Consider the following 12,043-nt stretch of genomic DNA (forward strand, 5'->3'; position numbering starts at 1 on the left):
GTGCCGTCACCGGCCGGGCGGCGGCACCACGAGGACGGGGCAGCGGGCGCCGCGCACCACGGCGCGGCTCACCGAGCCGAGGAGCAGCGACCGGACCGGGCCGCGCCCACGGGTGCCCACAACGAGGAGTTTCGCACCGGACGCGGCGGCGAGCAGCCCCTCGGCGGCGTTGCCCGACTCGAAGACCTTCGCGGCCTTCACCTCGGGATAGGCCGTATAGACCGATTCGACCTCGCGTTCGAACCGCTCCCTGCACACGTCGTGGAGATCGGCGTCGGTGAGGAAGGGCGTGCCGCTCACCTGCGCGTCAGGCGGCCAGGCGCAGTAGGCGGTCAGAGGCATCTCGTGCAGGTGGGCTTCCAGGAAGGCGGCGCGTAGGGCGTCACGCGAGCTGGGCGAGCCGTCCACGCCGACGACGATGTCGCCGGGGCCCGCCTCGGGCGGCGCCTGGCCCTCCCGGACGAGGACGGTTGGGCCGGTGGCGTGCCCGACGACCTGGGCGCTCACCGAACCGAGGATGCCCGCCCCGAACGGGTGGTCGGCGTTGCGGCCCAGCACGAGCAGCTCGGCGCGGCGGCCGTGCGCCACCAGTAGGTAGGGCGGCGAACCGCACTCGACGATCCGGTCGACTTGGAGGCCGGGGTGGGCGGTCCGCACCCTTTCGGCGGCGGCGGCGCTCGCCTTGTCCGCCGCGTCTTCCAGCGCCGTCAGGGGGAGCACCACAAAGCCCGGATAGACGACCTGCCAGATATGCAGGATCGTCAGAGGCAACTGACGTACCTCGGCTTCCCGTGCCGCCCACTCCAGGGCCGTCTCACTGCCCTTGGACCCGTCGTACCCGACGAGCACTCCCAGCGGTCCGCTCATCTCACCCTCCTTGTGCCCCTGCTCTCCAGTGTCGTCAGCCGATAGACCCGGCTACCTCCCGCGCACCCCCGCACCGCCGTCCTTTCCGCACTCTTGACCCCGCTTGGGGCCCGCCGTTGCCCAACGCGGACGCCGTCACACGGGCGTGGGCTCCGGTGCGGCTTCCGTGGCGGCGGTGACGACCGGGGGGAGCCGTAGGGCGGCGTGCACCGAGCCACCCGTCAGGGCGACGCGGAGGCCCGCGAGCTCGTCGGCCGTGAGCGGCCACGGCACCCGCGCGGTCAGGGTGATCTCGGCGACGCGCGGAGGCGCGCCCGGCGCCATGGTGAAGTCCACGCCGACTTCGAGGCCCGAGTACGGCAGCCCGTGCTCCTTGAGGTGGCGGCGCCCGTTGTGGGCCGCGCAGGCGGCGACCGAGGCCACGAACAGCTCGGGCGCGGTGGGTCCCGCGTCGTAGCCGCCGGCGCAGGGCTGGTCGACGTGGAAGACGTGGTCGCGGATGAGGATGGCGAAGGAGTCCTGGTCCTGGTGGACGACGGTGATCTCGTTCATGGCGGTTCCCCTCTTTTCCCCATCGTGCGCGCGCGGCGCCCGCCCCGGCACCGCCCGAAGGGCACCCGCCGAAGGGACGTAGGTCACGGCCGCCCTCCGGGCCGGTGCCTAAGGTCCCTGACGCGCCGGGGCCTTCGGGCCGGACGGGCCCGGCGTTGTCCGGCTTTGATGGCCGTATGGCGAAATCTGGCGGTTGTCCGGACTGGATTGGGGTGAGGACCGGGCACACGGGACCCGTGCGCCGGGGCGGTCCTGAAGTCGGGGAGGGTGGGCTGATGTCCGGTGTGGTGGTCGGTTGCGACGGCGGCCCCGAAGGGGAAGCCGCGCTTGACTGGGCGGTGGAGGAGGCGGCGGTCAGGGGGGTCTCGCTGACGGTCTGCGTAGCCTGGCAGTACCCGCCCGAGGGGATGGTCGGGATCACCGAGGACGACGCGGAGCGGGCCGCTCGGGACGTCCTCGCCCGGGCCCTCGCCAAGGCGGGCGACACGGCAGTTCCCCGAATGGAACGTGGCCTTCCTTCGACGTCGCTGCTGCGTGCTGCGGTGGGTGCGGATCTCCTTGTCCTGGGACCCACGCGGGCGGCCAACCCTGCGTCGCTGGGCGCGGGGTCCGTCACCGCCAAGGTGCTTTCCAGCGCGACCTCCTCGATCGTGGTCGCGCGGGGCGCCAGCAACGGGCGAGGGGTCGTTGTGGGGACGGACGGCTCCGGCGGTGCGGAGGCGGCCGTGGCCCTGGCCCTCGTGGAGGCGGCCCACCGAGGCGTCCCCCTCACCGTCGTGCACAGGACCGAGGACGACACCGAACCGCAGGACGCGGCCACGAAGGTGCGCGCCTCCCTGGCGGCCCGCCCGGACGCCCGTCCCGACGTCGCGGTCATCGTGGACGCCGACCGAGGCGACCCGGCCGAAGCGCTCCTCGCCGCTTCCGCGTCGGCGGCGCTCGTCGTTGTCGGGGCGCGCGGCCTCGGCCCGGTGCGGGGCGCCGCCCTGGGCTCGGTGAGCCAGCGGCTCGTCCGCGAGTCCCGCTGCCCCGTCGCGGTCGCCAAACCCACCAAACCCATCTGACCCACCGGCCCCTTGGATGACATCCCTCCGCTGCTCACGGGCGGGACGGTAGGTGGCCCGCCGGTAGGATCGCCGTGATGAACGGGACCTTGCGCAGCACCAGGGACATCGCGAAGGCGGCGGTCCGCGCCGAACTCGCGCGGGTGGCGTTCGAGATGTTCGCCCGCGACGGCTTCGACAGCGTCACCATCACGGAGGTCGCCGCAGCCGCTGGCGTCTCGCGCAGCACGTTCCTGCGCTACTTCGGCACCAAGGAGGACGCGATCCTTGGCGTCCTCGACGCGCAGGGCGCGGCCGTCGCCGGGGAGCTGCGCGGCAGGCCCGCCCGCGAGGACGACTGGACGGCCCTGCGCCGCGCGCTCGGCACCCTGCTCGCGCCCTACCTCAGCGATCCGGCGCGCGCCCTCACGCTGGCCCGGATGGTCAGGGACACGCCGTCGCTCTACGCCCGGCAACTGGAGAAGCACCACTCCTGGCGTCCGCTGCTGGCCGACGCGCTTGCCGAACGCGAGGGCACCGTGCCCGGCCTGCGGCACACCGTGCGGTCCGCCGCCGCCCTCGACTGCCTCGCCGCGGCCCTGGAGGCGTGGACGTCCGCCGAGGGCCGCCGCGACCTCCTCGCGCTCCTGGACGAGGCGTTCGCGGCGCTGCGCTAGCCGCCCTGGTTCCCCGCCGCGCCCCGCAGGGCAGGACCGGAACATGCGGATCAAGAGGCTCGACCACCTCGTGCTCACCGTCGCCGACCCGGACCGGACGACGGAGTTCTACACGCGCGTCCTCGGCATGCGCGACGTCACGTTCGGCTCCGGCCGCAGGGCGCTCGCGTTCGGCGAACACCGCATCAACCTGCGCGTGGCGGGCCGTGAGCGCGGCCCTGAGGCCGCCAGGCCCACACCGGGCAGCGCGGACCTGTGCCTGCTCCTGGACGGCTCCCTGGACGACGCCAGCGCCGCGCTGGCCCGGCACGGCGTGCCCGTCGAGGTGGGCCCGGTGGAGCGGGACGGGGCGCTCAGCACCCTCGTCAGCCTCTACGTCCGCGACCCCGACGGCAACCTCATCGAGCTCAGCGTCTACCCCGGCGCGGACGACGACTGACCGAGCCCCCGGTGCCCGTGCCGGTAGGCCGACGGCGTCGTGCCCACGGCCGCGCGGAACCGTCTCCGGAAGTTGGCTGACGTGGCCAGCCCTGTGCGTCGGGCTATCGTCTCCACGGGCAGGTCCGTCTCCTCCAGCAGGGCCCGCGCGTGCGCTATCCGCCGCTCCAGGAGCCACCGGCCGGGGGAGACGCCGAGGCGGTCGGCGAACCTGCGGCTCAGCGTCCGGGCCGAGGTGCCCGCCCGCTCGGCCATGTCCTCGACGGTGAGGGGCCGTTCCAGGTTCTCGGTGATCCACTCCAGCAGCGGGGCGAGGCCGTCCGGCGCGGGCCCCTGCGTAGGCAGGTCCGGGTACTGGCGTTGGCGGCCTTCCCGGTGCGGCGCGGCGGCGATCTGGCGGCCGATCCGCAGCGCGAGCGCCGCCCCGTGGTCGCGCCGCACCAGGTGCAGGCACACGTCGATGACGGTCGCGGACGCCCCCGCCGTCACGACGTCCCCGTGGTCGATGTAGAGGACCGAGGCGTCGGGCCGGACGCGGGGGAAGCGGCGGCTGAGCTCGCCCGCCAGATCCCAGTGGACGGCCGTGCGCAGCCCGTCCAGGAGGCCGAGCGCGGCGGGCACGAACACCCCGGCCCAGACGGTGATGATCCGGGCCCCGCGCGCGTGCGCCGCCCGCACGGCCGTCAGCACGTCCTCGGGGGGCCACCGCCACCAGGACGCCAGAAGGATCGTGTCGGCCTCCGCGAGCGCCTCCAGGCCGTCCCTGACGACGATGTCCGCGCCGAGCGTCGTCGACTGGAGTCCGGGCCGCTCCGCGCACACCCGGAACTCGTAGAGCTGCGGGATGTCGGTTCCGTGGTACCCGAAGACGGCGGAGGCGCACGTCACGGGATAGAGCTCCTGGTACGGGCCGACCAGGGCCACCACACGATGCCGCATGGCAGGAAAGTATCGGATCACGTCAATCCGGACACCTGTGGGGAGGCGGCGCCGTGTCCAGAATGAACTCCCATGGAAACGAGCACGACCGCGACCCTGGAGCGCGGCGCCCCGGCCCCGGCCCGGCTGTGGACGAGGAACTTCGCCCTGTACTTCGGCGCCCGCGTGGTGTCCCTCGTCGGCGACGCGATGATGCCGGTGGCGGCCGCGCTGGTCGTCGGCCGGATCTACGGCATCTCCGGCGTCGGGTACGTCATGGCGGTGTGGACCGCCTCGATCGTGGTCTTCCTCGTGGTGGGCGGCGCGCTCTCCGACAGGTTCGGGGCGCGCACGATGATGATCCTCTCGGACGTCATAAGGCTGGCCGCGCAGGGTGCGCTGGCCGCCGCGTTCTTCACCGGGACGCCGCCCCTGTGGCTGCTCATGACGATGTCCCTGGTGTCCGGGATGGCCACCGCGCTGTTCCAGCCGGGCGTCAACGGGATGGTGCCGCTCGTCGCGGCCGACCCGCAGCGCGCCAACGGGGTGCTCAAGATCGCCGACGCGGGCGCGCAGGTGGGCGGCCCCGTCCTGGCCGGGACGCTGACGGCGGTGGCCAGCGCGGGCGTCGTCTACACGGTGGACGCGGCGACGTTCCTGGTGAGCGGCCTGTGCCTGGCGCTGATCCGCGGCCTGCCAGCCGCCGCGCGGGTGGGCACCGCCCTGGCGCGGGAGATCAGGGAGGGCTGGCGGGAGTTCCGGGCGCGGTCCTGGATGTGGTCCGTGATCATCATCTGGGTGTTCTTCGGCCTCCTGGTGTTCGGGCCTTCGATCCCCCTGGGCTCACGGCTCATCGAGGAGCGGCTCGGCGGCGCCGCCTACGGCTGGGTGATGGCCTCGCTCGGCCTTGGCACCGTCATAGGCGGGGTGATCGCCATGGTGCTGCGCCCGGCCAGGCCGCTCGCGGCGGGCGGCCTCGCCCTCGTCGGGTTCGTGTGCGTGCCGCTGACGCTGGCTTTGCAGCCGTCGCTTCCGCTGCTGATGGCGGGCCACCTGGTAGGCGGCTGCGCGTGGGCGTTCTGGTCGGTGATGTGGTCCACGAGCGTGCAGACCCAGGTGCCCTACGACGTGCTGAACCGGGTGACGGCCTACGAGATGGCCGGGTCGATCTCAGGGATGGCGGCAGGACAGGCCCTCGTGGGCCCGCTCACCAAGGTGGTGGCCCCACGCGACCTCCTGCTCGTCTCGACGGCCACCACGGCGGCCGTCTGCGCCGCGCTCCTGCTCACCCGTCCCGTGCGGAACCTACGGGCCCGTCCCTCCGCGCCGTTGAAGGGCGACGCGAGGTAGGGCGCTCACCTCCGGTCGTCCCCGGACGCGTCGGAAGGCCATCCGGCGGAGATGACAAGATCCTGGAGCCGGTGCATCTGCGCCCGGAACAGCCGGACGGCCTCGGGGTCGTCCGGCCGCAGCGTCGCTCCGCCGGAACCCTTGATGCCGCCGTTGAGGAACCCGTACAGGCTCCAGGTGACGACGTTGGACAGCATGGCGTAGTCCGACAGGTTCGTCACGCCCCGCTCGCTCAGGTGCCGTGCCAGCAGCTCCTCCACCCGCCGCAGGAACGGATCACGGTAGCGGGCGTCGATGTCGGCGAGGTCGGCCGCGTCGGCGAGGCGGCGGTGCTGCCACAGCTCCATCTCCTCGGGATTGGCGAGGTAGAAGTCCAGGACGCGCGAGAGGAAGTCGCGCACGCCGTCCGCGTCGGGCGCGCACTTGTCTTCCATCTCGTCCAGCAGCGCGTTCTGCGCCGCGTAGAAGTCGGCGATGACGGCCTCGTACAGGCCGGTCCTGCCGCCACGCGCCCTGACCTCGGCGACGTCCACGCCCGCCGTCTCGGCGATCATCCGCTCGGTGGTGCCGTCGTAGCCGACCCCGCCGAACAGGCGCAGCGCGGCGGCGGCGACGGGGTCGTGGCCGGTCACGGCAGCGACGGCAGGGCGCGGAGCCGCCCGTCGAGCTGGTCGGTGTAGAAGTCGAAGAACGCGTCGGGGTCGGGCCCGCAGTTGACGACGACGAGGTGGTCGGTGCCCGCCTCGACATACGCGCGGGCCGCCGCGGCGATCTTGTCGGGGTCCGGGCCGCACGGGAACGCCTTCATGATGTCCTCGGTCCGCACCGTCTCGCTGGCCGCCGCGAACGCCTCGGGCGTCGGCAGCTCCGACATGACCTTCCAGCCGAGCACCGACCAGCGCGTCGTCTCCCGCGCGGCCTTGGCCGCCGTCTGCTCGTCGCGGGCGTAGGAGATCATCATCTCGCCGTAGCGGGGCCCGGAGCCGCCCGCCTGGGTGTAGGCCCGGATGAGGTCCTGATCGGGCTCCGTGAGGAACATGGCGTCCCCGATCTCGGCGGCGAGCCGCGCCGCCTTCGGGCCGCCCGCCGCCACCGCGATCGGCACCGGCTCCGTCGGCAGGTCGAAGATCCGCGCCCGCGCCACCTCGAAGTACTCACCCTTGTGCGAGCGGTAGCCGCCCTCCCACAGCAGCCTGATGATCTCGACGGCCTCGCGCAGCATCTCCTGCCGCTTACGCGGCGACTCCGGGAAGCCCTCGCCCACGATGTGCTCGTTCAGCCGCTCACCCGACCCGACGCCCAGCGTGAACCTGCCACGCGACAACACCCCGAGCGTTGCCGCGGCCTGCGCAATGATCGCCGGATGATAACGGACCGTCGGGCAAGTGACGCCCGTCAGCAGCCGGACCCGCTCCGTCCGCGCCGCTACCGCCCCCAGCACCGACCAGGCGAACGGCGAGTGCCCCTGCGTCTCCAGCCAGGGATGAAAATGATCACTGATCTCCACAAAGTCAAACCCGGCCCCCTCGGCCCGAACCGCCTGCTCCACCAGATCCACCGGGTCGAACGCCTCAGCCATCAACTTGTAGCCGATCTCCATCGGAATCCCCCCATTCCGTCCCCTACCACTCCCGCTACCCACCCAGACCCCGCCCCTACCCCCACGGCCGGGTGGGTTAGGGGTCAGGGGAGGTAGCGGAGGAACCAGCTGGTGGCTAGGGAGGCGACTTTTTGGAGGGTGCCGGTTTCGGCGAAGAGGTGGGTGGCGTTGGGGACTATCTCGATGTGGTGGGGGCAGGTGAGGCGGGTGGCGGCGGCGCGGTTGAGGTCGAGGACGTCGGGGTCGGCGCCGCCGACGATGAGGAGAGTGGGGGCGCGGACGGCGCCCAGGCATTCGCCCGCCAGGTCGGGGCGGCCGCCTCGGGAGACTACGGCGGTCGCGGGGGAGACGGGGGAGGAGGCGGCGCGCAGGGCCGCCGCCGCGCCTGTGGACGACCCGAAGTAGCCGATGGCGAGCTGCGGCGCCTTGGCGTGCAGCCAGCGGGTCGCGCCCTCCAGGCGGGACGCCAGGAACGGGATGTCGAAGGTGCGGTCGGCCTCCTCGTCGGTGAGCAGGTCGAACAGGAGGGTGCCCAGGCCCGCCTCGTTGAGCGTCCGGGCCACGTCGCGGTTGCGCGGGCTGCGCGCGCCGCTCCCGCTGCCGTGCGCGAACACGATCGCGGAGCGGGCGCCCGGCGGGATCGTCAGGTGGCCGGGCAGCTCCTCCCAACCGACCAGGACATCGTCGTCAGCCGCGGGAGCCTCCTTGGCGGCTGCTCGGGCCAGTAGGAGATCGACCTCGCTGTCGGGCACGGGAGCGAAGTCGTGGTACCAGGCGCCGACAGCGCTGAACTCGTGCGGCGAGAGCGGGCAGACCACCTCGTCGGCGACCGCACCGACCGTCCGCACCGCCTCCCGCGACCCGACGGGCGCCGCCACCACGACACTGGCGGCGCCCAGCTCCCGCGCCACCGCGCAGGCCGCCCGCGCGGTCGCGCCCGTGGCGAGGCCGTCGTCGACGATGATCGCGAAGCGCCGGTCCAGCGGCACCCGGGGCCGGATCGCGCGGTACCGCACGGCACGGTCCTCCAGCACGGCGCGCTCGTGCTCCTCGACCCGCGCGATGTCGTCGGGCGTCGCCCCGGTCTGCCGGACGAGCCCGTCGTTGAGCACCCGCGCGCCGCCCTCGCCGATCGCGCCGAGCGCCAGTTCCGGCTGGCCCGGCACGCCGAGCTTGCGTACCACGATCACGTCGAGGGGCGCGTCCAGGGCCGCCGCGACGCGCGCCGCGACGGGCACACCGCCGCGCGGCAGGCCGAGCACCACCGGACGCCGCCCGGCCAGCCCCGTGAGGTCCGCGCCGAGCCGGTCGCCCGCCTCAAGGCGGTCCCGGTAGACCATGGTCCGACCTCGCTTCCGGCGGCGTCCGAGCGCTCTCCCCTCCAGTGTCCGCCCGCCGCGTCCGCCCGCCAACCACCCCATACCAACCCGTTCCCCACTGCGGACCCTGCCCTGACCGTCAGTGCGGGACGGGTAGTGTGCTCAGCGAGGAGACGACGGCGCGGCAGTAGGCGCGCAGCGAGGCAGGGTCGTCGAGATCCTGACGTGTCTCGATGATGACGGCCGCTATGACGACCCGGTACAGGGCGTCCACCAGCAGCGTGACGTCGATGTCGGGGATGCGGCCCGCCGTGATGTGCTCCCGCACGAGGGGCGTGACGAACTCCCCGATCAGGTCGACCTGGGCGCGGGCCTGGAGGGTGAACACCGGGAGGATCAGTTCGGGGACGTCGCGTAGGGCGGCCCTGAGGAGCGGATGGTGGCGCGCGTAGTCGATGAGGAAGACGAGGAGGTCCGTCAGGTACTCGGGGGTCCAGGCGATCTCGTCGAGGACGGGCGCGACCCTGGCGATGAACGTGGAGAGCTCACGCTCGACGAGCGCCTCCTTGATGTCGTCCACCGTGCCGCCGTACTTGTACAGCGTCGGACGGGAGATGCCCGCCTTGCGGGCGATCGCCGACAGCAGGCGGCCGGAGGCGAACCCGCCCTCGACCAGGCACTCGGCCGCGGCGTCCAGAATGAGCGCGCGGAACTCCTCGGGAGTGCGGCGCGCGAGGCGCTCTGTCACGCACTCACTCTAGGGCCAATCGAGGCCGCCCCTTGACCCGCGCCCCCACGACATTTACATTTAACGCAGTAAGTGTAAATGGACAGGCGGAGGGGCCGTGACGATCGAGCAGGACTACCCGGACATGCTCCAGACGTTGTCGGAGGGTTCGGTCCACCGCAGGTTCGACCCCTACCTCGACATCGCGTGGGACGCCCCCGAGATGGCGCTTGACCCGAAGGACCCGCGCTGGAAGCTGTCGGCCAAGTCCGACCCGCTCGGCATGCACCCCTGGTACCAGGCGCTGCCCGAGGACCGGCAGATCGAGATCGGCCGCTGGCGCATGACCAACGTGCAGCGCGTCGGCCTGAGCTTCGAGAGCGTCCTCATCCGGGGCATGATGCAGTACGTCATGCGGCTTCCGAACCAGTCGCCCGAGTTCCGCTACTGCCTCCACGAGATGACCGAGGAGTGCAACCACATCCAGATGTTCCAGGAGTTCGTCAACCGCTCCGGCGAGGACGTCCCCGGAATGCGGCGGCTCTACCGGAGCACCATGGCGACGTGGAGCCTGTTCGCCCGCTGGCCCGCGATCTTCTTCATCGGCATCCTGGCCGGTGAGGAGCCCATCGACCACATCCAGAAGACCCTCATCCGCGAGGGCAAGGACGTCCCGCCCGCGTTGCTGCGCACCATGGAGATCCACATCGCCGAGGAGGCCCGGCACATCTCCTTCGCGCACCGGTTCCTGCGCGAGCACATCGGCAAGCAGAACAGGTTCGAGCGGTTCATGACGTCGCTCACCTACGCGCTCGTGATGCGCTGGCTCGGCGGCGCCATCGTCGTCCCGCCGCCGGAGTTCCGCAAGAGGTTCGGCATCCCGCGCAAGGTGATGCGCGAGGCGTTCTGGAAGCGCCCCGAGTCGCAGGCCGTGCTGCGCGAGTGCTTCAACGACGTCCGGATGCTCGCCGACCAGCTCGGCCTCATGAACCCGGTGTCGCGCAGGCTGTGGCGCCTGCTCGGCATCGACGGCCCGTCCTCCCGCTTCCGCGGCGAACCGCACCGCCCCGCCCGGCACGCCGCCTGAGCGGGCCCGCGCAAGCCGTCCGAGCCCGAGCAAGAGGACTCCCACCCCGATGCCCCATGTCGTCACCCGGTCCTGCTGCAACGACGCCAACTGCGTCTACGCGTGCCCGGTCAACTGCATCCACCCGACGCCCGACGAGCCCGACTTCGCCACCGCGGAGATGCTCTACATCGACCCGAAGGCGTGCGTTGACTGCGGCGCGTGCATGACCGCCTGCCCCGTCGGCGCGATCCGGCCGCACACCGCGCTCGGCGCCGACCAGCTCCCGTTCCTGGAGATCAACGCAGACTTCTACACCGACGGCAGGGACCGCGGCACCGTCCTGGCGATCCCGCCCGCGCCGCTGGAGGTCCGCGAGGGCGCGCCGCCGCGCGTCGCGATCGTCGGCTCCGGCCCGGCCGCCATGTACGCGGCCGACGAGGTGCTGACGATCCCCGGCGCGACCGTCGACGTCTACGAGCGCCTCCCGGTGCCGTACGGGCTCGCGCGGTTCGGGGTGGCACCCGACCACCCGGACACCCGCGCGGTGGCCGAGACGTTCGATCTGATCGCCGCGCAGGACGGGTTCCGGCTCCACCTGGGCGTCGAGATCGGGCGCGACCTGACGCACGCCGACCTCCTCGCCGACCACGACGCCGTCATCTACGCCGTCGGGGCCTCGGCCGACCGCCGTCTCGACCTGCCCGGCGGCGCGGGCACCGGGACGGCCACGGAGTTCGTCGGCTGGTACAACGGCCACCCCGACCACACGGGGCACACGTTCGACCTGACGCGGCCGCGCGCCGTCATCATCGGCAACGGCAACGTCGCGCTGGACGTCGCCCGGATCCTCACGCTCGACCCCGCCGCGCTGGAGCGGACCGGCATCTCTCGGGACGCGCTCGCGGCGCTGCGGGACAGCCGGATCGAGGAGGTCGTCGTGCTTGCGCGGCGCGGCCCTGCGGACTCGGCCTTCACATCGAGCGAGTTGCTCGGGCTGAAGAGCGTGGTGAACGTCGTCGTCGAAGGCGACCTGACCGATCCGGGCGGGCTCGGCCACACCGCCGCCCGGAAGCTCAGCCTTCTGACCGACCTGGACGAGCCCGGCCCTGGCCGTCGTGTGGTGCTCCGCTACCACACGACGCCCACGGAGATCACCCCCGAGGGCGTCCGGATCGGCGACGAACTGCTGGAGGCGGGCCTCGTGCTCTCGTCCATCGGCTACCGGGGACGCCCGGTGCCCGACCTTCCGTTCGACGAGGCGACCTGCACGGTTCCGCACGAGAACGGCAGGGTCCGGGGGACGGACCGGACGTACGTCACCGGCTGGATCAAACGCGGCCCCAACGGCTTCATCGGCTCGAACAAGACCTGCGCCCGCGAAACCGTCCGCACCCTCGTCGCCGACTTCAACACCCGAGTCCCGACCCCCGCCTAACCCCCCCAAACCCCCCGCGCCCCGCCTGCCCACCGCGGGGCGCGGGGT

13 protein-coding genes are annotated in these 12,043 nt (G+C 72.6%); 6 read left to right on the forward strand and 7 right to left on the reverse strand.

What is annotated here, in order from left to right; translation table 11 throughout:
* Positions 1–6 precede the first annotated feature (6 nt).
* Together LO762_RS06695 and LO762_RS06700 are read right to left on the reverse strand one after the other, a co-directional pair.
* The gene (locus LO762_RS06695; RefSeq protein WP_230613313.1) at positions 7–867 is read right to left on the reverse strand and encodes a universal stress protein; all 861 of its coding nucleotides are present in this window, start codon (positions 865–867) and stop codon (positions 7–9) included.
* A 135-nt stretch (positions 868–1,002) separates the two neighbouring features.
* Entirely contained in the window at positions 1,003–1,419 is a 417-nt protein-coding gene (locus LO762_RS06700; protein ID WP_230613314.1) for an OsmC family protein, read from the reverse strand.
* A 275-nt stretch (positions 1,420–1,694) separates the two neighbouring features.
* Here LO762_RS06700 and LO762_RS06705 point away from each other — a divergent pair, with 275 nt between their 5' ends.
* The 3 genes from LO762_RS06705 (at position 1,695) to LO762_RS06715 (ending at position 3,578) form a co-directional block, all read left to right on the forward strand.
* Entirely contained in the window at positions 1,695–2,483 is a 789-nt protein-coding gene (locus LO762_RS06705; protein WP_230613315.1) for a universal stress protein, read from the forward strand.
* Between the two features lie 77 nt (positions 2,484–2,560).
* Positions 2,561–3,139 (forward strand): TetR family transcriptional regulator, encoded by a 579-nt coding sequence (locus tag LO762_RS06710; protein ID WP_230613316.1) that lies wholly within the window; start codon positions 2,561–2,563, stop codon positions 3,137–3,139.
* A 43-nt stretch (positions 3,140–3,182) separates the two neighbouring features.
* Positions 3,183–3,578, forward strand: coding sequence for a VOC family protein (locus LO762_RS06715; protein WP_230613317.1), 396 nt, complete (start codon positions 3,183–3,185; stop codon positions 3,576–3,578).
* Here LO762_RS06715 and LO762_RS06720 read toward each other — a convergent pair.
* Positions 3,554–4,516 (reverse strand): GlxA family transcriptional regulator, encoded by a 963-nt coding sequence (locus LO762_RS06720; RefSeq protein ID WP_230613318.1) that lies wholly within the window; start codon positions 4,514–4,516, stop codon positions 3,554–3,556. The two genes, LO762_RS06715 and LO762_RS06720, sit on opposite strands and share 25 nt — an antisense overlap.
* Positions 4,517–4,588: 72 nt before the next feature.
* Here LO762_RS06720 and LO762_RS06725 point away from each other — a divergent pair, with 72 nt between their 5' ends.
* Entirely contained in the window at positions 4,589–5,845 is a 1,257-nt protein-coding gene (locus LO762_RS06725) for an MFS transporter (protein WP_230613319.1), read from the forward strand.
* Positions 5,846–5,850: 5 nt separating this feature from the next.
* Here LO762_RS06725 and LO762_RS06730 read toward each other — a convergent pair whose 3' ends face one another.
* The 4 genes from LO762_RS06730 to LO762_RS06745 form a co-directional block, all read right to left on the reverse strand.
* Positions 5,851–6,477, reverse strand: a complete 627-nt coding sequence (locus LO762_RS06730) for a TetR/AcrR family transcriptional regulator (protein WP_230613320.1) — start codon at positions 6,475–6,477, stop codon at positions 5,851–5,853.
* Positions 6,474–7,445, reverse strand: coding sequence for a TIGR03557 family F420-dependent LLM class oxidoreductase (locus tag LO762_RS06735; protein WP_230613321.1), 972 nt, complete (start codon positions 7,443–7,445; stop codon positions 6,474–6,476). Before LO762_RS06735 ends, LO762_RS06730 begins: the two co-directional genes overlap by 4 nt.
* An 83-nt stretch (positions 7,446–7,528) precedes the next feature.
* Entirely contained in the window at positions 7,529–8,785 is a 1,257-nt protein-coding gene (locus LO762_RS06740) for a phosphoribosyltransferase family protein (RefSeq protein WP_230613322.1), read from the reverse strand.
* A gap of 118 nt (positions 8,786–8,903) precedes the next feature.
* Positions 8,904–9,512 carry a TetR/AcrR family transcriptional regulator gene (locus LO762_RS06745; protein ID WP_230613323.1) on the reverse strand — a complete coding sequence of 203 codons (609 nt, stop codon included), beginning with the start codon at positions 9,510–9,512 and terminating at the stop codon, positions 8,904–8,906.
* Positions 9,513–9,609: 97 nt separating this feature from the next.
* On the opposite strand from LO762_RS06745, the gene LO762_RS06750 reads away from it, so the two are divergent.
* Together LO762_RS06750 and LO762_RS06755 are read left to right on the forward strand one after the other, a co-directional pair.
* Positions 9,610–10,578 carry a diiron oxygenase gene (locus LO762_RS06750; protein ID WP_230613324.1) on the forward strand — a complete coding sequence of 323 codons (969 nt, stop codon included), beginning with the start codon at positions 9,610–9,612 and terminating at the stop codon, positions 10,576–10,578.
* A 49-nt stretch (positions 10,579–10,627) separates the two neighbouring features.
* On the forward strand, positions 10,628–11,995 hold the full coding sequence (locus tag LO762_RS06755) for a 4Fe-4S binding protein (RefSeq protein WP_230613325.1): 1,368 nt from the start codon (positions 10,628–10,630) through the stop codon (positions 11,993–11,995).
* The last annotated feature ends 48 nt before the right edge of the window (positions 11,996–12,043 follow it).

Origin of the sequence: Actinocorallia sp. API 0066, from assembly GCF_020991275.1 — a bacterium.
Taxonomy (GTDB): Bacteria; Actinomycetota; Actinomycetes; order Streptosporangiales; family Streptosporangiaceae; genus Actinocorallia.